The following is a 20,112-nucleotide window of genomic DNA, read 5'->3' as shown; positions in this document are numbered from 1 at the left end:
ATTGCCATACCGCGCAAGGGAGGCTAGCGATACCATATGACCCGTGCCCTTCCCCCTTGCCCAGCATCGTTCAATATGGCCGACTATGTGCTGACGGCGGGCCGCGGGACGCCGGACGAAATCGCGCTTGAACACCACCATCCGGACCGTGTGACGCGCTACAGCTTTGACCAGATTGAACAGGCGATCAGGCGCGCCGCGGCAATCTTGGTCGACCACGGCATCAAAGACGGTGACGCGGTCTTGTTGCGACTGGGCAATACACCTGATTTCCCAATTGCCTATTTGGCTGCGATCGCGATGGGCGCACGCCCAGTTCCAACCTCGACCCAATTGACCCCAACCGAACTCGACCGGATTGTAGATGATCTCGCCCCAACCGCTGTGCTTATTGATGCAGAGACATCCCGCCCGACCAAAAACGTCGCCACAATCAACGTCGATGCACTGCGTCGGGGAACTGGTCGCCTCGCTGACTTCATATTTGGTGACCCGAACCGCCCCGCCTATATGGTTTACACATCCGGAACGTCGGGCAAGCCAAGGGCGGTAGTCCATGCGCACCGCGCGATCTGGGCGCGCCAGTCCATGCACGATGACTGGTACGGAATGACAGCAAACGACCGAATTTTGCATGCAGGCGCGTTCAACTGGACGTTTACGCTGGGCACGGGCCTCATGGATCCGTGGAGCCTTGGGGCGACTGCGATTATTCCTGCTGATGGGACGGATCCCGCGCAACTACCACAGCTACTGCATAGATCAAACGCAACACTTTTTGCAGCGGCACCAAGTATTTACAGAAAACTCCTAAAGTCCAATGGCATGCCCGACCTCCCGCATCTTCGCCACGGGCTATCTGCGGGTGAAAAGCTGCCTAACGCCACACGAGCTAGATGGACCGCGCAAACCGGAACACTGGTGCACGAGGCATTTGGAATGACCGAATGCTCGACCTTTGTCTCGGGCTCACCTGTACGACCTGCCCCCAAAGGGTCACTAGGATTTGCGCAAACGGGGCGCAGAGTGAGCTTGCAAGACAACAGCATCGCAATTCACAAGGATGACCCCGGCCTCATGCTTGGATATCTCAACCAACCCCAAGAAACCGCCGCCAAATTCAATGGCGACTGGTTCGTGACGGGTGATGTGGCCGAAATAGACGACGATGGTGCGGTCACCTATCTGGGTCGCGACGACGATATGATCAATGCTGGTGGCCTGCGCGTGTCGCCAATTGAAATCGAAACGGCTGTTGCCGCCCACCCTCTGATCGCCGATGTGGCGGCTATCGCGATCACGATCAAGTCAGACGTCGATATCATCGCGGCCTTTTACTCGGCCGCAGACATGATAGACGAGGCTGAACTCGATGCGCTAGCGGCTGAAACGCTGGCAAGTTACAAACGCCCCCGCCTCTGGCTGCATCAAAACGCGCTGCCACGCGGAGCAAATGGAAAACTGCAACGACGTGCGTTGCGCCTGAGATACGAGATATCTGATGATCAAACTTGATATTCTATCCGACCCGATCTGCCCTTGGTGCTACATCGGCAAGACGCATTTGGACCGCGCGTTAGAGCAGGTTCCTGATCATCCATTCACGATCGAATGGCATCCATTTCAGTTGAACCCTGACATGCCTAGCGAAGGTATGGATCGTCGCGAATACCTCGAGCGCAAGTTCGGCGGCAAAGACGGCGCCGTTCGGGTCTATGGCCAGATCGGGCAACACGCCGAAGACATGGGACTTGATATGGATTTGGGCGCGATCCAGCGGACCCCAAGCACAATCAACGCACACCGCTTGATCCATTGGGCCGGCATCGAAGGCAAACAGACGTTTGTTGTGATGGCCCTGTTCAAAGCCTACTTCAAAGAAGGTCGTGACATCAGCGACATCGATGTGCTCGCCGATATTGCCGACGCGGGTGACATGGATGCCGCCGTTGTGCGCAAATTGCTGGCATCAGATTCTGATGTCAAAGAGATCAGCGACCGCGACGCCCATAGCCGCAGCATGGGTGTCAATTCTGTGCCGACGTTCATCGTGGCCAACCAGCACGCAGTGCCCGGCGCCCAACAACCCGAGATGTGGCTCAAGGTAATCGAAGAGCTCAAGGCGCAAATCACAGAACAATCGTGATCATCGGGCACCTTCCTTCTGGTTATATCCTCGCGCGTCATCTGCCCCCGCTGCCATTGGTGATGGGCGCCGCTATCTTGGGCGGCGTCTTTCCAGACTTTGATATGATCTGGTTCTACTTGGTTGATGACCGCGCCGTGCACCACCACCGCTATTGGGTGCACATCCCTGCGTTTTGGTCAACGGTTTGCGCCGTCACGATGCCATTGATCTATACCTTTGCACGGCAGCTCTTTTTGCCTGCAGTCACGTTCTTTGTCGCGGTTATGATGCATTGCGTTCTAGACACGGTCGCCGGTGGCATCCTGTGGCATTGGCCGTTTTCAAATGAGTTTACGCATTTTATGACGATCCCGTCCCGCTATGATAACTGGATCTGGAACTTTGTACTGCATCCGGTCTTTGGGCTCGAGCTGCTGATTTGGGGATGGGCCTTATGGCTATGGAAAAACCGCTAAAGCGTCTGCGACAGTCCGAATTCGTCGCTTTGATGGCAATGCTGTCTGCGACGGTTGCATTTTCCATTGATGCCATGCTTCCGGCGATGCCCGAAATCGCCCAAGATCTGACCCCCGATGCGCCAAACCGCGTCGGCCTCATCATCACGAGCTTTGTTCTCGGGATGGGGCTGGGGACGTTCTTTACCGGACCATTGTCTGATGCATACGGCCGCAAACCCGTCATGATCGGCGGCGCGGCTGTCTACATCCTGTCGTGCCTTTTCGCCTTTTTCGCCGAAAGCTTTGAGGCCGTGTTAGCATCCCGTGTTCTTATGGGGCTTGGGGCTGCAGGTCCGCGAGTGGTTGCGATGGCCACGATCCGTGATCTTTATGCAGGTCGAAACATGGCGCGCATCACGTCTTTCATCATGATCGTCTTTACGCTGGTGCCCGCAATCGCGCCAACAATCGGCGCTGGGATCATTGCCTTGTCCGGCTGGCGCGGAATCTTTTTGGCCTTTATCGTATTTTCCGCAATTTCGGTCGTCTGGCTGATGTTACGTCAGCCTGAAACGCATCCTGCGGAAAAGCGCAACCCAGTGAACCTGAGCGCGCTTTGGGCTGGTGCAGCCGAGATGTTTGCCCATCCGACCGCACGCCTGTCGATCATGATCCAATCGCTGACGCTGGGGATGCTATTCTCAGTGCTGTCCTCAACTCAGCAGATCTTTGACGATGTGTACGGATACGGTGACACGTTTCACCTGTGGTTTGGCGCGATCGCGGTCACCGCAGGGACCTCAGGGTTTCTCAATGCAAAATGGGTCGTCAAACACGGGATGCGCGCATTGATCAAAGGGATGCTCAGCGTCCAGATCTTTGCGGCCTTCTCGATGGTGATCGCGCTGCAACTCAACCTCACTGAGACAACCGAATTTGCAGTCTACCTCATTTGGACGACCTCAGTGTTCTTTCAGGCGGGTATGACAATTGGCAATCTGAACGCATTGGGGATGGAGCCGATGGGTCACATCGCAGGGATGGCCGCATCGCTGATGTCTGCGATCTCGACAATTGCGGCCGTGTTCATCGCAGCACCTGTGTCGCTGGCGTATGACGGCACCCCCCTGCCAACGGCAGTCGGGATTTTGCTATGCGCGATCGCAGGCCGTTATCTGACTGGAAAATTGCGCCGCGACAGCGACGACGTAACCGACTAGGCCTTTTTCTTACGCTTAATCGCACCGGCTTGTTCAGCTAGATCGCGCACAATGGCAAAGGCACCACGAATTTTGTCAGCGTCCGTTTTCCAATCTCGTTTAACCACGATGCGGTTGTCTTTGACCGCCGCCAACCCGCGTTGATCTTGGATGAACTGCACCAGCCCCTCGGGCGAGGCGAACTTGTTATTGTGAAACATGACCGTTGCACCCTTGGGTCCGGCATCCAGTTTAGACACGCCAGCCTTCTTGCACATTGCTTTGATCCGCACGACCAACATCAGGGTGTTGACCTCGCGCGGCAGCGTTCCGAACCGGTCGATCAGTTCAGCGGCAAAACCTTCCAGCTCCACTTTGGTCGCCAATTCGCTCAGACGGCGATATAGTCCTAACCTCACATCCAGATCAGGCACATAGTCATCTGGGATCAACACAGGCACACCCAGATTGATGTTCGGTGACCATTCTCCGTCATCGGTGATGCCTTCGGCTTCGCCTGATTTGATCTTGCCGATCTGTTCTTCCAGCATCTGCTGGTACAGCTCATAGCCAACCTCGCGCATCTGGCCGGACTGTTCTTCGCCCAACAGATTACCAGCCCCACGAATGTCCAAATCCTGACTGGCAAGCGTGAACCCTGCCCCAAGGCTGTCGAGGCTCGCCAGAACCCGGAGGCGTTTCTCGGCGGTTTGGGTCAGCTTTTGGCGCGGCTTTGTCGTCATATAGGCATAGGCGCGGGTCTTGGACCGGCCCACACGGCCACGGATTTGATAGAGCTGGCTGAGACCGAACATATCCGCACGGTGCACAATCATCGTGTTGGCCGTTGGAATGTCCAAACCGGATTCCACAATCGTTGTCGCCAACAGCACGTCGTATTTGCCGTCGTAGAACGCGTTCATGCGGTCGTCCAATTCGCCCGCCGCCAACTGGCCGTTGGCTTGGATATAGCTGACCTCAGGAACTTCGGATTTCAGGAAATCCTCGATCTCGGGCAGGTCCGAAATGCGCGGCACCACAAAGAAGCTTTGGCCACCGCGATAATGTTCACGCAACAACGCCTCGCGCAGGGTGATGGTGTCAAACTCGCTGACATAGGTGCGGATCGCCAGACGGTCGACCGGCGGCGTGCCGATAATGCTCAGCTCGCGCACGCCGGACAATGACAGCTGCAATGTCCGCGGGATTGGCGTCGCGGTCAGCGTCAAAACATGCACATCCGTCCGCAACGACTTGAGCCGCTCTTTGTGCGTCACGCCGAACTTTTGTTCTTCGTCGATGATCAAAAGCCCAAGGTCTTTGAACTTAATGCTCTTGGCCAACAGCGCGTGTGTGCCCACAACAATATCCGCTGTACCATCTGAAATGCCGTCGCGTGTTGCGGCTGCATCCTTGGTTCCGACAAAACGGGACAAGGGCCGCACATTGATCGGAAAGCCGCGGAACCTCTCGGCAAAGCTCTTGTAGTGTTGGCGCGCCAATAGGGTTGTCGGCGCGATGATCGCGACCTGCGTGCCAGACATAGCAGCCACAAATGCAGCACGCATCGCCACTTCGGTTTTGCCAAAGCCTACGTCGCCACAGACCAGACGGTCCATCGGGCGCCCTGCCCCCATGTCCTCGATCACGTCGCTGATAGCACCTAGCTGATCCTCGGTCTCGACATAGGGGAACCGAGCGCAGAACGAATCCCACATGCCATCGGGTGGCGTCATGATCGGTGCTGTCCGCAATTCGCGTTCTGCTGCAACGCGGATCAGTCGCTCTGCAATCTGACGGATGCGCTCTTTGAGCTTGGCCTTTTTCGCCTGCCACGCGCCGCCGCCCAGTTTGTCCAACAGACCTTCATCATGGCCGTATTTGGACAACAGCTCGATGTTCTCAACGGGCAGATAAAGCTTGGATTGCTCGGCATATTCCAAGAGCAGACATTCATGCGCGGCACCTGCCGCGGTGACGACTTCCAACCCCCTAAAGCGGCCCACACCGTGATCGACATGAACCACCAGATCACCCGGTGTCAGGCTCTGGGTTTCGGTCAGGAAGTTTTCAGCACGACGTTTACGCGGACCTTTGCGAATGAGCCTGTCACCCAACACATCCTGTTCCGAGATGACCGTCAGATCGGGCGTCTCAAATCCATGTTCCAGCGCCCAAACCGCCAGATGGACACCACGTTTCCCGACACCATCAAAGCTGCGGATCGGGATCGCCTCGGCGATGCCCTCGTCCTCAATCAAACCTGTCAGGCGCTCACGGGCGCCTTCAGAATAGCTGGCTATCACAACGGGCCCGTGGGCCAACTTGGCCGTGATATGATCTGCAAGTGCGCCAAACAGGCTGATGCTTTCTTGCTGACGTTCAGGCGCAAAATTACGGCCAATGCGCCCGCTTGCATCAGCAACACCGGGACCGCTGGCTTGTGCCAATGCGTGGAATTGCACAACACGGTGGTTGGCGGTCGCCTGATCCCACGCCGCCTCGTCCAGATACAATAATTCAGGAGCCGCCGGTTTGTAGACCGTGTCCATTCGCTTTTTCATTGCGAGCGCTTCGCGGCGTGCATGGTATTGATCCGCAATGCTCTCCCACCTTGCGATCCGGCTTGGGGTGACCTGATCATCCAAGGTGATCGTCACGCCCGGCAAAAAGTCAAAGATCGTCTCGAGCCGGTCGTAAAAGAACCCCATCCAATGCTCGACACCTTGGTGTTTGCGGCCCGCACTAACGGCTTCATACAGAGGATCATCTGTGCCAGCCGCACCAAATTCGATCCGGTAGGTCTGGCGAAACCGCGTGATCGCCGCCTCGTCCAAAATCACTTCGGACACGGGCGCCAATTCGATCAAGTCGAGCTTTTCTGTTGTGCGTTGCGTCGCCGGATCAAACCGCCGCGCCCCATCCAAGTCATCGCCAAACAGATCCAGCCGTACTGGGCCACTATCCCCCGGTGGATAGACATCGATGATCCCGCCCCGAACAGCATAGTCCCCGGGCTCGGTCACAGTTGGCGTTTGAACAAACCCCATCCGAACCAAAAACGCCCGCAGCGCTTTTTCGTCGATCCGGTCGCCGACTTGCGCCTTGAATGACGCCTCGCGCAACACATCACGCCCGGGCACCCGCTGGGTCCCGGCGTTTAATGTGGTCAACAACACATAGTGCGACGGCATGTCATGAGTAAGCGCCGCCAAGGTCGCCATCCGCTGGGCCGAGACATCCGCATTGGGCGACACACGGTCGTAGGGCAAACAATCCCAACCAGGAAACACAATCACGGGCATGTCAGGGGCAAAGAACGCGAGCGCGGCGCGCATCGCCTCGAGCCGTTTGTCATCCCGTGCAACATGACACACAGGCGCGTTTGATCGCGCGACTTCCGCGAGGATCAACTGGACGTCAAACCCTTCGGGCGCGCCACCCAAAACACGATGTTCATTTGCTTGTGACATAGACCGCAAGACCTACGCTGACCGACGCCCAAGTCAATGCCAAAGCACCACGTTGCAAGCATCTTTCTTCAAGGAAACGCTCACTAGCGCACCCCTGCATCATCGACCTGCACCTAGATGGTTTACCCGCCGAACGGCCCAAGAACGAGGTTTTGGTACATGCCAAACATCGCCGTGACAAAAATCGAAACCATCCCGATGACTTGGGTCCACAAACGGTGCCGTGCCAAACGGGCGCGCAACAGCTCGCCTCGGGGCTGCTCTTCTGCAATCAGGCGCGCGGTCGACAGGCTCAGCGCACCGACAAAGCTCATCGGAAAGGCGAGCAGAAACACCGCTTGGGCAAATTCAACGTCATACCAAAACGCAAGCAGCGCCAGTGACGTCAGAGTGAAACACAACAGGGCCAAGACCCAAAGGCCCGACACCCGCCCAATATAAAGCAACCTGTTCACGTTGATGCGTACGATGTCCTCGAGGTCGATCTCGTCTTGCCCGCCATTGCGGCGCGCGCGCAGCACCATGTCATACGGCACACCCAGCACCCAATGGCTGGTCGTTGACCACACCACCGCAAGAGCGATCCAGAACCACAGGTTCGAAAACGACCGCATGTCGATGATTTCAAATATCGTTTGGTAGATGTCCACGCCGCGTCCCTTTGTGCGCACCCAAGCCGGCTCGCTTGGATTTCGCGACACTAGCTGCGCGAGAAATAAATTCCTACCCTTGAGCGACACCCCATTCCATGCGACCCAAGTATCTGTGACCGATATGCAAAGGCTAGAACGATGAAACCGACCCTCGCCCCGTTTCCCGCCACGCGGTTGCGCCGTTTGCGCAGCTCTAAAGGCCTTCGCAATATGGTATGCGAGAACACGATCACGCCACATGATTTTATCTGGCCCATCTTTGTGATGGACGGCACCAACACAACCGAACCCGTCAACTCGATGCCGGGCGTGATGCGCCGGACCGTCGATCTGCTTGCCGACGCCGCACGTGAAGCACGCGACTTGGGCATTCCTGCCATTTGCATTTTTCCCTACACGGATTCGTCGCTTAAGACCGAGGACTGCGCCGAGGCATGGAACCCTGATAATTTGTCGAACCGTGCAGTGCGCGCGATCAAGGACGCGGTTCCAGAAATGATCGTGATGACTGACATTGCGCTGGATCCCTACAACATCAACGGCCACGACGGATATGTACGCGACGGTGTGATAGTGAATGACGAAACGGTCGAGGCGCTGGTCAAAATGGCGCTGGCACAGGCGAATGCTGGTGCAGATATCCTTGGACCTTCTGATATGATGGACAACCGGATTGGCGCCATGCGCACAGCACTCGAGGCAGAGGGCCAACAGAACGTGGCAATCCTTAGCTATACCGCCAAATATGCCAGTGCCTTCTACGGCCCGTTCCGCGATGCCGTCGGCGCCTCAGGCGTCTTCAAAGGCGACAAGAAGACTTATCAGATGGACCCTGCCAATTCAGACGAGGCGATGCGCCTCGTTGAGCGGGACCTCACTGAGGGCGCGGATATGGTCATGGTCAAACCCGGCATGCCCTACCTTGATATCTGCCGCCGTGTGAAAACCGAATTCGGTGTTCCGACCTTCGCCTACCAAGTGTCGGGCGAATACGCGATGGTTCAGGCGGCCGCACAACACGGCTGGATCGACAGGGATGCCGTGATGATGGAGAGCCTCATGGCGTTCAAACGCGCAGGCTGTGACGGCATTCTAACCTATTTCGCACCCGCTGCTGCGAGACTGTTAAACAGCTAGCCCTGCGGCGACTTACCGCCGAATGTGAACAGCCGTGAGGTATGTTGTGCGTGACAGCACGCGCAATAGCGCCTATAGTTGCGACAGATCCCGCGTCTAAGTGGGGCATGATCCGGCAGTAAACACAGGCACATCACATGAGCAGATTCTCAAATTCCGCGCTGACACGGCGCTACTTCACCCTTGGCGCTTTGGCCGGAACGGGCGCTTTGGCCGCCTGTGGCAATGGCATCGGCAGCCGAGGTCCTGAAACCATCGACGCCCGCGTCGATAGTACTCTCAACTTTATGTACAACGAATTTCCAGGCACTCAGCAGCTCGCCTCTCAGGCCGCTGGTATACTGGTTATGCCGTTGGTGACAGAGGCCGGTCTCGGCCTAGGCGGCGCTTACGGGCGTGGCGCCCTGCAGGTACAAAACTCGACCGTCGACTATTATTCAGCGGCACGCGCCAGTGCTGGTATTCAGATTGGCGCACAGCAATACGCGCATGTTCTGTTCTTTATGACCAACGAAGCATTGTTTGGATTCCGTCAAAGCAGCGGTTGGGCTGCGGGTGCAGATATCGAATATGCGCTGAACGACAATGCCGAAAGCATCAAAGCCGAGACGACCACGTCTTTGGCCCCTGTGATCGCTGTTGTGTTTGGCCAAACGGGATTGCGCTTGGGTGCGACGATCGAAGGTAGCAAATACACCCGAATTATCCCCTAACTCTCTGACATTACGTAAAAAGCCGCGCCATTTCAGCGCGGCTTTTTCGTTTATGCCCGCAGCTTTTCGCCTTTGGGATCAAAGGGCGGCTCGTGCAGGATTGTACCCGCGTGCGGTGCCCCAAGGATCATGACGCTGACACGGTCGCCCGGTTTTGCGTCTTTGACATACCCCAGAGCCAGCGATTTTTCGACAGTATACCCATACGTACCAGAAGTGACGCGCCCTTGGGCGCTGCCGTCTGCGCCAAAGATGGGCTCGCCACCGGTTGCATCGACACCTTGGTCGTCGACTTCGATCAACACCAAATGCTCACGTGATGCATTATCTTTTACTTCCAAGTATGCTGATTTGTTCAAGAAATGTTTTTTCAATTTGATTAAACCATCAAATCCGACCTCTTGGGGCCAATACTCGGGCGAATATTCACGCGACCAGCTTCCATAGCCCTTTTCAACGCGCAGAGACATCAACGCACGGCTTCCTACGGGGCCCGCGCCAATCTCTTTGCCAGCATCTATCAACGCCGCGTAGAGCTTGGCTTGATCCTCAGTCGCGCAGTGCAGCTCCCAGCCTAGGTCACCAGTGAACGAGACACGCAACGCCAGCACCTCGACCCCGGCCAATGTGATCGTCTGACTGCGCATGAATGGAAAATCAGCCGTGGCAAGAGACGCATTCGTCAGACGCTGCAATAGATCGCGCGACAGCGGCCCCGCAACATTGAACCCGCACATGTCGATCGTCTTGCTCGTGAACGTCGTCCCTGACGGAAGCTGAACATCCTGAAAGAAGCGCTGGTGATACCGCTCGGCCATTCCGGACCCGATGATCATGAAACGATCCTCAGCCAATCGCGTGACGGTGAAATCGCCTGCAATCCCACCACGTTTGCCGATCAATGGCGTGAGGCAGGATCGCCCGACAGCTTTGGGCATATTGTTGGCAAACATGGCGTTTAGCCAATCTGCGGCCCCATCGCCCACAACTTCGTATTTCGCAAAGTTGGAGATATCGATGATACCCGCCCGATCACGCAACATCCGACACTCAACACCGACAGGCTCCCACCAGTTCTGGCGGGTAAAGCCGTTCGTGTCTTCTACACCGACCTCATCTGCGAACCACAGTGGGTGTTCCCATCCATAGTTCAGGCCAAAGACCGCCCCCATATCGCGCTGGGTTTCATAGATAGGACGCGTCCGTACAGGGCGACCCGCACTGCGTTCCTCATTGGGGTAGTGAATGGCAAAGCGGTTCGCATATTGATCACCAACCCGTGCCTTGGTGAATTCGGTGCCAGCCCAATCGCCAAAGCGGGCAACATCCCATCCAAACATGTCGTATTGCGTCTCACCCTCAACGATCCACTGTGCCGCCATCAGTCCCATCCCACCGCTCTGCGAGAAGCCGGGGATAATGCCGTTGCAACAGAAATAATTCTGCAATTCAGGTACTGGGCCAAAGAGCACGTTACTGTCAGGCGACCAGATCATCGGCCCATTGATAACCCGCTTGATCCCTGCGGACCCAACAACCGGCACGCGGTCAATCGCACGCATCATGTTGTCCTCGATCCGGTCTAGATCATCTGCAAAGAGCTCGTGACCAAACCCTTGTGGGGTTCCATCCTCAGCCCAGAACCGAACGTCCTTTTCATAGGCCCCAACGAGAAGTCCCTGCCCCTCTTGGCGCAGGTAATATTCGCCGTCTCGGTCCGCGACAGATGGCAGGCGACGATCCATCGCAGCAATCTCAGCAATGGTCTCTGTAACAAAATACTGATGCTCGGTCGGCAACAGCGGCAACTTGAGTCCTGCCAATGCAGCCACTTCGCGCCCCCAGAGGCCCGCGGCATTGATCACCCACTCGGTCGCGATGTTGCCTTTGGGCGTCTCGACAATCCATGTCCCGTCCGGTTGCTGGGTCGTTGCAGTGACAGGTGTAAACCGCATGATTTCGGCGCCGTTTTGACGCGCACCTGTCGCATAGGCATTGGTGACACCTGATGGGTCAACATTGCCACCATCGGGTTCGTACATGATGCACCGCACGCCATCGAAATCGACCAGCGGATGCAGACGCTCAGCCTCGTTCCGCCCGATTTCGTGGAAATTCATGTTGTATAGCTTTGCCTTAGCCGCCTGCAGTCGCAATTGATGTTCGCGGCTTTCCGTCTGCGCGAGGTATAGCGACCCCGGTTGAAACACGCCGCAACCCTGCCCGGTTTCCTGCTCTAGCTCTTTGTACAGCCCCATCGTGTAGTGCTGGATCCGGCTGATGTTCGTGCTGTCATGCAGGCCGTGAATGTTTGCGGCCGCATGCCACGTCGAACCGCTAGTCAGCTCGTCCCGCTCGAGCAGGACAACATTGGTCCATCCCAGCTTTGTCAGGTGATAGAGAATAGAGCATCCAATGACACCGCCTCCAATGACGACAGCTTGGGCATGGGTCCGCATGTGATGTGCCTTTCGGGCCTGTTGAACCTCTTTATCACACCGCGAGTCGCGGCCATTCATTTGCCTCAAGGCGACATAGTTGGTCGCAGTGATACAAGTCGCGACAAAAGATGTCGCAAATGGCTGGACCTCCGCACAATCCTCGTCGCAGGATACCCTCAACACATCATCGGAGAGCAGTGTCATGAAAACCACCACCCGTGTTGTCGTGATCGGAGGCGGCGTCGTTGGCGCATCTGTATTGTATCATTTGACCAAGCTAGGGTGGTCAGACGTGATGCTGCTGGAACGCTCAGAGTTGACCAGCGGTTCGACCTGGCATGCTGCCGGTGGCTTTCACACTTTGAACGGCGATACCAACATGGCCGCGCTCCAAGGATACACGATCAAACTGTACCGCGAGTTGGAAGAGATCACAGGAATGTCCTGCGGGCTGCATCACGTCGGCGGCGTGACCCTTGCGGATAACCAAGACCGCTTTGACATGCTCGTCGCGGAACGGGCCAAGCATCGCTACATGGGGCTTGAGACCGAAATCGTTGGTCCTCAAGAGATCGCCAAGATTGCGCCAATAACAAACCTCGATGGCATCATTGGCGCGCTCTATGATCCGCTCGACGGGCACCTCGATCCATCCGGCACCACCCACGCCTATGCCAAAGCGGCGCGAATGGGCGGTGCGACGATCGAAACCCACACCATGGTGACCGAGACAAACCAACGGCCTGATGGCACATGGGATGTGGTCACGGATAAAGGCACAATTCACACCGAACATGTGGTCAACGCGGGTGGCCTCTGGGCTCGCGAAGTGGCTGCAATGGCCAGTGTTTACTTGCCTCTGCACCCGATGGAACATCAGTATATCGTCACCGACGATGTGCCCGAAATCTACGAGGCCACCAGCGAACACCCCCACGTGATGGACCCCGCTGGCGAAAGCTATCTGCGCCAAGAAGGTCGCGGATTGTGCATCGGTTTCTACGAACAGCCCTGCAAACCGTGGGCCGTAGATGGAACTCCTTGGTCGTTTGGGCACGAGCTACTGCCTGACAATTTGGACAAAATCGAAGACTCGATCGACTTTGCTTACCGCCGGTTCCCTGTTCTCGAACGCTCTGGCGTGAAATCAGTGATCCACGGTCCCTTTACATTTGCACCCGATGGGAACCCGCTGGTCGGCCCCGTCCCGTTCTTGCAAAACTACTGGTCCGCTTGCGGCGTGATGGCCGGCTTTAGCCAAGGTGGCGGCGTCGGCCTGATGTTGGCCCAATGGATGGTCGAAGGTGAATGTGAACGTGACGTGACCGCAATGGACGTCGGGCGCTATGGCAATTGGATCAACCCCGGCTACACCCGTCCAAAGGTGATCGAAAACTACCAGCGGCGTTTTTCCGTCGCCTATCCGAACGAAGAACTGCCCGCCGCGCGGCCGCATCGCACAACACCAATGTATGACACGTTCAGCAAAATGGGTGCGGTCTGGGGCCATCAGTTCGGGCTCGAGGTCGCCAATTACTTTGCCAATGGGGACGAACCCACATTCGAGACACCGTCCTTCCGGCGCTCTGATGCCTTTGCCGCAACCGCACGCGAGGTGCATGCCGTCCGCAACAGTGTTGGCATCAATGAGGTTCAGAATTTTGGCAAATACGAAGTCCACGGACCCGGTGCACGTGATTGGCTAGACCGGATCATGGCAGGGCGCATCCCCAAACCGGGTCGGCTGTCGTTGTCGCCCATGTTGTCGCCCAAGGGCCGGTTGCTAGGTGATTTCACGATCTCATGCCTCGCGGATGACCAATTCCAATTGACTGCGAGCTACGGTGCCCAAGCGATCCATCTGCGATGGTTTGAACAAAACCCCGGACCCAATGTTCGGCTATTGAACGTCTCGGACCAACGCACAGGATTTCAAATCGCAGGCCCCCGCGCCCGTGACGTGTTGACCGCCGCATTGGGGCGTGACCCAGAAATGGCGTTTCTTGATGTTAAACCGGTGCTTGTCGATAGCGTGAACTGCTTCATTCAACGGGTCAGCTATACGGGTGATCTGGGGTTTGAAATCTACTGCGATGCGATCGACCAACGCCGGCTTTGGGACATCCTTTGGACAGCGGGCCAATCTTACAATATCACGCCCTTTGGAATGCGTGCAATGATGTCCTTGCGACTAGACCGGTTCTTTGGGTCATGGATGGCTGAATTTTCGCCTGACTATACCGCTGCTGAGACGGGCATGGACCGCTTTATCAGCTTCAAGAAGAATGCAGACTTTATTGGTCGGGGAGCGGCCGAAGCTAAGCGCGCCAATCCACCTGCGCGACAATTGATTGTGTTTGAGGTCGACGCCAATGATGCCGATGCCACCGCCTACGAGCCGGTATTCATCGACGGCAAGGTTCAGGGCTTTGTCACATCTGGCGGCTATTCGCATCACGCAGGCAAGAGCATCGCGATGGCCCTCGTGCCGACTGAACATGCAACTGGATCCTTAACCGCCGAAATCGAAATCCTCGGAAAGATGTGCAAGGCCACACAAATCACCACGCCGCTCTTTGATCCTGACGGCGCGCAGATGCGCAGATGATCGCGGCGTTGATCCTAGCTGCTGGTCGAGGAACGCGAATGCGCGGGATCGACAAACTGCTCGAACCTGTGGATGGGCAACCGTTGCTGCGTCAACAGGTCGAGATCGCACAACACGCCTGCGATCTTGTGGTGGTGATGGTGCCACAGGACGGTCACCCGCGCGCGCAGGCTCTGGCAGGGACAAACGCCCAATGTATCGCGGTACAGGACCCACTGGGTGGACTTGGCGACAGTTTGCGTGATGGGGTCGCCGCGCTGCCAGAGGTCACAGGGTTCTTTGTCGTTCTGTCAGACATGCCCGACATCACCAAAGACGAGTATAATCTAGTTGCCCAAACGCTCGGGCACAAACAAATCGTACGCCCACTGACAGCCAGCGGCGCGGCGGGTCATCCGATCTACTTTGACGCAATTGTTCGACCCGAGTTTGCATTTCTATCTGGGGATACCGGTGCCCAATCAATCATCGCCCGTGACTCGTCACGGGTCGGATATGTTCAGCAAAACGACAATCGGGCGCGTCGAGATCTCGACACGCCCGAAGACTGGGCCGCATGGCGGCGCGAAACGGGTCGTTGATCACATGATCAATTTGGCTTCGTGTTTCTTCAGCACTTTGCGAGCCGCACTAAAGCCAGCGCTCACCGCACCATTCGACAATTCTGGGAACAGGTCGATGATTTCAGCGCGTTGCGACGCACCGATCCCACGCAGGCTATAATCGCCGGGTTGGAAGCTCTCGGTCCACGCGCCGTTCGACAAAACCACCTCATGGCGATCAAACAGCAGGTGCAAATAGGTGACCTGCGTCGTCTCGACCGCATCAATGCCTGGTACTTGGGTCAAATGTTTGACCGCAGACAGAACCTCGATTTCTTCAAAATAGAGGCTCGCGGCCTCTCCGGTCATCAGCATGCGGTGGTTCGGCGACAGCAGCAGATCGCGCTCGGGCATCCCGTTGCCCAGACTTCCCGCCCGCACCAACACCGGTTGGTATTGAGGCATCTGAGCGAGCACTGCCGCATCAAGCGACTTGGAACCAGCCCAACAGATTTCTTGAATACCGTTGTCACGGGTGAACACACGGTCACCGGCGCGCAATGCTTCTACAGGCATCTCACCACGCGGCGTTGCGATCATCGTACTGGGCGTAAAGCATGGAACGACTTCTTCGATCTCCGAATATTCCAACTCGCGCGTGACATTGCCGTTGTCATCGAGAAACTCGACGCGTCCGGCCTCTGGGCCCGTGCGGATGATGTTGACGTTTAAGCCGCTCAAATTCAGCACGTCGATATCAGAACCATCGGGGTCTTCACCGCCGATAATTGTGTGGTTACCTGCTTCGGTCACAACAAACAGGTCGCTACCAAATCCACCTTCGGCGGTGTCGTTGTCGCCACCAACATTCAACGTGTCTTCGCCCAAACCACCACGCAGGGTATCGTCCCCGTCGCCGCCGGTCAGTGTGTCATTGCCTTCGCCGCCGCCTAGAGTGTCTTGGCCCTGACCGCCATCGATCGTGTCTTCGCCTGACCCGCCGCTGATCTGGTCATTCCCTTCACCGCCATCAACAATGTCGTTGCCCGAACCACCTTCGATCGTGTCCTGACCTGTGCCACCTTGGATGGTGTCATTGCCCGAGCCGCCATCAATCGTGTCGTTGCCCGAACCACCGTCGATAGTATCATTGCCTTGCTGGCCAAAGATCGTGTCCTGACCACCGCCGCCGTTGATCGTATCATTCCCGGGGACCAGCGGCTCGACAACTGCATCGTCAATCAGGTCACCATTCATCGAAAATCCGGACTGCGTCGAACGCGGCGAAAGCGTGAACTCGATGAATTCACGGTTTTCAAACTCGGCGCTAAACCACGCGTCTTGGTCATCGGGGCTGTTAAACTCACCACCCGAAGCTGTCACAGTGCCACCGGTTGTCGTCACGGCCAGTGATGTATCATCAGCAACGCCAAACTGGCTGAACGAATTGCCGTCCACTTGGACAGTTTCAACAGTCCCGTTCGTGTTGCGATCAAGGTCATTGAAGGTCGCGGTCGAATTCAATGCAATTGGCGTGCCAGTTGTTGCATTCGGGCTGCTGGGCACGAAAAATTCCATGCGGAACGTAGCCGTTTCACCCGCAAAACCGGCGTTACCGCTGGCGCCGCTGTTCAACAGGATTTCAAAGCCGGGACCGCCCGAAATATCAACGGGCATATTATCGTTGGAAACCGACACCAAAACCAAACGCCCGGAAACGGATGTGCCGTCTTCCAACGTGGCAACATCACGGTAGACAACGCTGTCACCTGGATCAGCAGCGTTATTTCCTGTCGACGTATCTGATCCAGCAACCACGTTGCCGACCGCCATCGTCAAAGGTGTCGCGTCTGAGCCCGGAACAACATTCTCGCCGGCATCGCCATACAGGATGTCGTTACCTTCACCACCATTGATCAGGTCATCACCACCTTCACCCGATGCAATGTCTGCGCCATTGCCCGCGTTGATTATGTCGTCCTCGGCTGTGCCTTGGATCTGATCGTCGTTTGGTGTTCCGTCGATATCGGCCATTTTTGAGGTCCCTCGCAGCTAAGGAATAATGTGAGCCACGCCCAACGCAGCTGTTAGGTGGCATGTATTCGCTAACATAGCGCTGTTGTAGGAGGAAGTTTAATCAAATCATAGCACGCTGTCGCGCGGTGCACGCCATTGCCATATTCTGCACTGCTATCCGATACAGTCTTAGACAGGCTTTGTTGCACAAATTGGGTGAAGGACGTTCTTGCCCTTACCCCAGACGGATTTAGCCTACGGGCTTAGTGATAGGTATGCCAAGAGCCGTATAGCGGTTAAGGACGGCGATGCGGACTTGGATTTCCGCGACCTGGCGATCGAAGTCCCTCGCCATCAACGATTGGCCCAGTAGTTTCATACAATGCATCTTGGTTTCGACGCGGCTTCTGCGATGGTATCCGCTCCAGTGTCGCCACAACGTGCGGCCCAGATATCGTTGTGCATTGACCGCATCGTTGCGGGCAATTGCTCCGGCGCTCGTGGGCTTCCAGGGCTTTGCATTCTTGCGTGGCGGGATCACTACATGGGCACCTCGGGCGGCAATTGCCTCGTGACATTTACGCGTGTCATACGCCCCGTCTGCGGTGACGCTGCCGATGTCCTGATCAAGCGGGATTTGGTTCAGGAGTGCGGGCAGCACGGGAGCATCCCCGATGTTGCTGCCCGTGACTTCGACTGCCCGCACTTCCAGCGTTTCTTCGTCGATACCTATGTGTATCTTGCGCCATATGCGGCGTTTAGAGCCGCCATGCTTACGCGCATTCCACTCGCCTTCACCCTCGGCCTTGATCCCCGTACTATCGATAAGAAGATTCAACGGGCCAGCACCGCCACGATAGGGCAGGCTCACGTTCAGCGTTTTCTGGCGGCGGCAAAGAGTGCTGAAATCCGGCACTGACCAATAAAGCCCGACCAACTGCAGCAAGCTCTGAACGAACCCGGTTGTCTGGCGGAGCGGCATGCCAAAAAGGACTTTGAGCGTCAGACACGTTTGAATAGCGGCGTCACTGAATTGCTGTTGCCGACCGCGTTTGCCGTTTGGCGGCGGCGTCCACACCATCTCTGGATCAAACCAGACCGACAACGATCCGCGCCGCTTCAAACTGTCATTGTAAGACGACCAATTCTTGGTCTTATATTTAGTAGGGGACCAGCTGCTCATCCCCTGCAGCTATCACGCTGGATTCATACAGTGAATCCCATCAACCCATTTGTGCAACAAAGCTCCACGTCACCACAACCAAGGGCTGTAGATGTGTTTCCGAAACCGAAACAATTAATCGCGCACTTGGTGTATTCGCAAAAACGGGATCGCCATTGGCGCGTTTTATCGTGAACTAATTGGCGAAAAATTAACTAATTTCCGCCCTGACTGGTATTGAATGCAGGAAATAGCGAAACAGTTGAACAACGTTAACGTGGGGTAAAATCAGTTTCCTAGCGTTGTCACATTTTATATTTTTCTCGTGAACAATCCTATTTTTCCGACAAAATCGGCACCCGAACGAGAACAACAGTGCCATATTCTCGAATCAATTGGACCACGCGGGTCCTCGTGAGTCGCCAAATTGTGAGGAGATTGTGAAAGCACTGGTACCGATGGTCGGACTCGAACCGACACGATATCACTATCGGGGGATTTTGAATCCCCTGCGTCTACCATTCCGCCACATCGGCTGAACCAGTGGCGCGGTCCTACCCTTGCGGGCGGGGGGCGTCAATGGGATTTGCCGCCCCTTTCGCGTTTTTTCTGACCGCTCTTATAGGCCTAGAGCTGGCGGGCGCTAAACGTATCACAGGCGCGCATGTCACCGGTTTGATATCCGGTTGCGAACCAACGCTGACGTTGCTCGGATGTGCCGTGCGTAAACGTATGCGGTTGCACGCGCTGACCAGCATTGCGCTGGAGCGTGTCGTCGCCAATTTGTTTGGCCGCATTCAGCGCCTCTTCTAGGTCTCCACGCTCAAGCGTGCCGAACTTTTGCTGCACTGCGCGGGCCCAAATTCCGGAATAGCAATCGGCCTGCAATTCAATCCGAACCGAAATCGCGTTTGATTCCGCGGGCGATGCTTGGCGCCGTGCTTGGTTGGCTTGGCCCAAAATACCCAGCTCGTTTTGAATGTGGTGGGCAATCTCGTGCGCCACAACATAAGCCGCCGCAAAGTCACCCCCTGCCCCAAGCCTATCCTGCATCGTCACAAAGAATGAGGTCCAGATACGCCTTGCGATCTGCGGGGCAATAAAACGGACCAGACGCTGCCGAGGCGCCGCCGCATGGTGATTGTGTGCCACCTTTGAACAGGACCAACGTTGCAGGATCATACTGCGTGCCGACTTGCTGTGGAAAGATATCAGCCCAAACTGCTTCGGTATCGGCCAAGACAACCGACACAAATTCCGCGGCCTGTTGATCTTGTGGAGTGATCCCTGCGCTCTCAGTGACGGCTCCGCCACCCGTTTGACCGTTGAGCAAGGGCGAGACATCAATGCCTAAAAAATATCCAGCAACCAGTATCACGATCAGACCGATGCCGCCGATCCCACCTGCAGATCCAGCCTTGCGGCCCTGACTACGAAGGTCTTCGATATTGCGGCTTTTGCGACGTCCCTGCCATTTCATCGCCCTACCCCTTTATGCACTCATTATTCGGACACCAATCTATCTGTTGCCGCGCGCACCGCAACCTTGACCATCCGGCACCGCTGGTGGAAGAAGAGCACA

Annotated in this window: 13 protein-coding genes, 1 tRNA gene and 1 pseudogene; 8 read left to right on the top strand and 7 right to left on the bottom strand. The window is 56.4% G+C overall.

What is annotated here, in order from left to right; all coding sequences use genetic code 11:
• The first annotated feature begins 36 nt into the window (after window positions 1-36).
• The 4 genes from TR2A62_RS02980 to TR2A62_RS02965 are packed head-to-tail and all read left to right on the top strand — an operon-like array spanning window position 37 to window position 3,806.
• A complete protein-coding gene (locus TR2A62_RS02980; RefSeq protein WP_009160301.1) occupies window positions 37-1,515 on the top strand; it encodes a class I adenylate-forming enzyme family protein in 1,479 nt (492 codons plus the stop codon).
• Complete coding sequence (locus TR2A62_RS02975; protein WP_009157606.1) at window positions 1,502-2,146, top strand: DsbA family oxidoreductase; 645 nt, start codon at window positions 1,502-1,504, stop codon at window positions 2,144-2,146. Before TR2A62_RS02980 ends, TR2A62_RS02975 begins: the two co-directional genes overlap by 14 nt.
• Window positions 2,143-2,604 (top strand): metal-dependent hydrolase, encoded by a 462-nt coding sequence (locus TR2A62_RS02970; RefSeq protein WP_009160071.1) that lies wholly within the window; start codon window positions 2,143-2,145, stop codon window positions 2,602-2,604. The genes TR2A62_RS02975 and TR2A62_RS02970 overlap by 4 nt, the downstream gene beginning before the upstream one ends.
• A complete protein-coding gene (locus TR2A62_RS02965; RefSeq protein ID WP_009160834.1) occupies window positions 2,583-3,806 on the top strand; it encodes a multidrug effflux MFS transporter in 1,224 nt (407 codons plus the stop codon). Before TR2A62_RS02970 ends, TR2A62_RS02965 begins: the two co-directional genes overlap by 22 nt.
• On the opposite strand, the gene mfd is transcribed toward TR2A62_RS02965, so the two are convergent.
• Together mfd and TR2A62_RS02955 are read right to left on the bottom strand one after the other, a co-directional pair.
• Window positions 3,803-7,258 (bottom strand): transcription-repair coupling factor, encoded by a 3,456-nt coding sequence (gene mfd / locus TR2A62_RS02960; RefSeq protein ID WP_009159038.1) that lies wholly within the window; start codon window positions 7,256-7,258, stop codon window positions 3,803-3,805. The genes TR2A62_RS02965 and mfd overlap by 4 nt on opposite strands.
• Before the next feature lie 122 nt (window positions 7,259-7,380).
• Window positions 7,381-7,908 (bottom strand): hypothetical protein, encoded by a 528-nt coding sequence (locus TR2A62_RS02955; RefSeq protein WP_009159601.1) that lies wholly within the window; start codon window positions 7,906-7,908, stop codon window positions 7,381-7,383.
• A 141-nt stretch (window positions 7,909-8,049) separates the two neighbouring features.
• Between TR2A62_RS02955 and hemB the strand changes: the two genes are divergently transcribed.
• Window positions 8,050-9,048: a porphobilinogen synthase gene (hemB, locus tag TR2A62_RS02950; protein ID WP_009158533.1), complete on the top strand. Its 999-nt coding sequence runs from the start codon at window positions 8,050-8,052 to the stop codon at window positions 9,046-9,048.
• A gap of 137 nt (window positions 9,049-9,185) precedes the next feature.
• Entirely contained in the window at window positions 9,186-9,761 is a 576-nt protein-coding gene (locus TR2A62_RS02945; protein ID WP_009157927.1) for a YSC84-related protein, read from the top strand.
• Window positions 9,762-9,811: 50 nt separating this feature from the next.
• Here the strand turns inward: TR2A62_RS02945 and TR2A62_RS02940 are convergent, their stop codons facing one another.
• Window positions 9,812-12,220 carry an FAD-dependent oxidoreductase gene (locus TR2A62_RS02940; protein WP_009159172.1) on the bottom strand — a complete coding sequence of 803 codons (2,409 nt, stop codon included), beginning with the start codon at window positions 12,218-12,220 and terminating at the stop codon, window positions 9,812-9,814.
• Between the two features lie 184 nt (window positions 12,221-12,404).
• Between TR2A62_RS02940 and TR2A62_RS02935 the strand changes: the two genes are divergently transcribed.
• Entirely contained in the window at window positions 12,405-14,810 is a 2,406-nt protein-coding gene (locus TR2A62_RS02935; RefSeq protein WP_009158584.1) for an FAD-dependent oxidoreductase, read from the top strand.
• The gene (locus tag TR2A62_RS02930; protein ID WP_009157718.1) at window positions 14,807-15,391 is read left to right on the top strand and encodes an NTP transferase domain-containing protein; all 585 of its coding nucleotides are present in this window, start codon (window positions 14,807-14,809) and stop codon (window positions 15,389-15,391) included. The genes TR2A62_RS02935 and TR2A62_RS02930 overlap by 4 nt, the downstream gene beginning before the upstream one ends.
• On the opposite strand, the gene TR2A62_RS17470 is transcribed toward TR2A62_RS02930, so the two are convergent.
• The 4 genes and pseudogenes from TR2A62_RS17470 to TR2A62_RS02910 form a co-directional block, all read right to left on the bottom strand.
• Complete coding sequence (locus tag TR2A62_RS17470; protein ID WP_009160157.1) at window positions 15,392-17,386, bottom strand: Hint domain-containing protein; 1,995 nt, start codon at window positions 17,384-17,386, stop codon at window positions 15,392-15,394. It lies immediately after the preceding gene.
• A 232-nt stretch (window positions 17,387-17,618) separates the two neighbouring features.
• Window positions 17,619-18,551: an IS5-like element ISTasp1 family transposase gene (locus tag TR2A62_RS02920; protein ID WP_009157880.1), complete on the bottom strand. Its 933-nt coding sequence runs from the start codon at window positions 18,549-18,551 to the stop codon at window positions 17,619-17,621.
• A 429-nt stretch (window positions 18,552-18,980) separates the two neighbouring features.
• Window positions 18,981-19,066: transfer RNA gene (locus TR2A62_RS02915), tRNA-Leu, on the bottom strand.
• A gap of 91 nt (window positions 19,067-19,157) precedes the next feature.
• Window positions 19,158-20,010 (bottom strand): annotated as a pseudogene (locus tag TR2A62_RS02910) (neutral zinc metallopeptidase).
• Between the last annotated feature and the right edge of the window lie 102 nt (window positions 20,011-20,112).

Origin of the sequence: Thalassobium sp. R2A62 (assembly GCF_000161835.1) — a bacterium.
Taxonomy (GTDB): domain Bacteria; phylum Pseudomonadota; class Alphaproteobacteria; order Rhodobacterales; family Rhodobacteraceae; genus Thalassobium.
This window is presented reverse-complemented; position numbering and strand designations above follow the sequence as displayed.

Excerpts from the sequence above, each read along its gene's own strand:
- TR2A62_RS02940 (WP_009159172.1), bottom strand. The coding sequence starts at position 12,220 with ATGCGGACCCATGCCCAAGCTGTCGTCATTGGAGGCGGTGTCATTGGA.
- TR2A62_RS02920 (WP_009157880.1), bottom strand. The coding sequence starts at position 18,551 with ATGAGCAGCTGGTCCCCTACTAAATATAAGACCAAGAATTGGTCGTCT.
- TR2A62_RS02930 (WP_009157718.1), top strand. The coding sequence starts at position 14,807 with ATGATCGCGGCGTTGATCCTAGCTGCTGGTCGAGGAACGCGAATGCGC.
- TR2A62_RS02980 (WP_009160301.1), top strand. The coding sequence starts at position 37 with ATGACCCGTGCCCTTCCCCCTTGCCCAGCATCGTTCAATATGGCCGAC.
- TR2A62_RS02965 (WP_009160834.1), top strand. The coding sequence starts at position 2,583 with ATGGCTATGGAAAAACCGCTAAAGCGTCTGCGACAGTCCGAATTCGTC.
- TR2A62_RS02975 (WP_009157606.1), top strand. The coding sequence starts at position 1,502 with ATGATCAAACTTGATATTCTATCCGACCCGATCTGCCCTTGGTGCTAC.
- TR2A62_RS17470 (WP_009160157.1), bottom strand. The coding sequence starts at position 17,386 with ATGGCCGATATCGACGGAACACCAAACGACGATCAGATCCAAGGCACA.
- TR2A62_RS02945 (WP_009157927.1), top strand. The coding sequence starts at position 9,186 with ATGAGCAGATTCTCAAATTCCGCGCTGACACGGCGCTACTTCACCCTT.
- TR2A62_RS02935 (WP_009158584.1), top strand. The coding sequence starts at position 12,405 with ATGAAAACCACCACCCGTGTTGTCGTGATCGGAGGCGGCGTCGTTGGC.
- mfd (WP_009159038.1), bottom strand. The coding sequence starts at position 7,258 with ATGTCACAAGCAAATGAACATCGTGTTTTGGGTGGCGCGCCCGAAGGG.
- hemB (WP_009158533.1), top strand. The coding sequence starts at position 8,050 with ATGAAACCGACCCTCGCCCCGTTTCCCGCCACGCGGTTGCGCCGTTTG.